1 rRNA gene (running past one end of the window) is annotated in these 1509 nt (G+C 50.6%); it reads right to left on the bottom strand.

Features of this window, described 5'->3' with window-relative positions:
- A 23S ribosomal RNA gene (locus ACIPZ8_RS27970) occupies positions 1–1472 on the bottom strand (it extends 1498 nt beyond the left edge of the window).
- Positions 1473–1509 lie beyond the last annotated feature (37 nt).

Below are 1509 nucleotides of genomic sequence, written 5' to 3'. Positions count from 1 at the left end.
TCAGCCTACCACCTTAAACTTGGACAACCAACGCCAAGCTGGCCTAGCCTTCTCCGTCCCTCCATCGCAATAACTGGAAGTACAGGAATATTAACCTGTTTTCCATCGACTACGCTTTTCAGCCTCGCCTTAGGGACCGACTAACCCTGCGTCGATTAACGTTGCGCAGGAAACCTTGGTCTTTCGGCGTGCGAGTTTTTCACTCGCATTGTCGTTACTCATGTCAGCATTCGCACTTCTGATACCTCCAGCAAGCTTCTCAACTCACCTTCACAGGCTTACAGAACGCTCCTCTACCGCATCATCCTAAGATGATACCCGTAGCTTCGGTGCATGGTTTGAGCCCCGTTACATCTTCCGCGCAGGCCGACTCGACTAGTGAGCTATTACGCTTTCTTTAAAGGATGGCTGCTTCTAAGCCAACCTCCTAGCTGTCTAAGCCTTCCCACATCGTTTCCCACTTAACCATGACTTTGGGACCTTAGCTGACGGTCTGGGTTGTTTCCCTTTTCACGACGGACGTTAGCACCCGCCGTGTGTCTCCCATGCTCGGCACTTGTAGGTATTCGGAGTTTGCATCGGTTTGGTAAGTCGGGATGACCCCCTAGCCGAAACAGTGCTCTACCCCCTACAGTGATACATGAGGCGCTACCTAAATAGCTTTCGAGGAGAACCAGCTATCTCCGAGCTTGATTAGCCTTTCACTCCGATCCACAGGTCATCCGCTAACTTTTCAACGGTAGTCGGTTCGGTCCTCCAGTCAGTGTTACCTAACCTTCAACCTGCCCATGGATAGATCGCCCGGTTTCGGGTCTATACCCAGCGACTAAACGCCCTATTAAGACTCGCTTTCGCTACGCCTCCCCTATTCGGTTAAGCTCGCCACTGAATATAAGTCGCTGACCCATTATACAAAAGGTACGCAGTCACCTAACAAGTAGGCTCCCACTGCTTGTACGCATACGGTTTCAGGTTCTATTTCACTCCCCTCTCCGGGGTTCTTTTCGCCTTTCCCTCACGGTACTGGTTCACTATCGGTCAGTCAGTAGTATTTAGCCTTGGAGGATGGTCCCCCCATGTTCAGACAAAGTTTCTCGTGCTCCGTCCTACTCGATTTCATTGACAAGAGATTTTCGTGTACGGGGCTATCACCCACTATGGCCGCACTTTCCAGAGCGTTCCACTAATCTCAAATCAACTTAAGGGCTGGTCCCCGTTCGCTCGCCACTACTAAGGGAATCTCGGTTGATTTCTTTTCCTCAGGGTACTTAGATGTTTCAGTTCCCCTGGTTCGCCTCTTGCACCTATGTATTCAGTACAAGATACTCAGCTTATGCTGAGTGGGTTCCCCCATTCAGAGATCTCTGGATCACAGTCTGTTTGCCGACTCCCCAAAGCTTATCGCAGGCTACCACGTCTTTCATCGCCTCTGACTGCCAAGGCATCCACCGTATGCGCTTCTTCACTTGACCATATAACCCCAAGCAATCTGGTTATACTGTGAAGACA

Source organism: Pseudomonas sp. NPDC089422, from assembly GCF_044749405.1.
Taxonomy (GTDB): Bacteria; Pseudomonadota; Gammaproteobacteria; order Pseudomonadales; family Pseudomonadaceae; genus Aquipseudomonas.
This window is presented reverse-complemented; position numbering and strand designations above follow the sequence as displayed.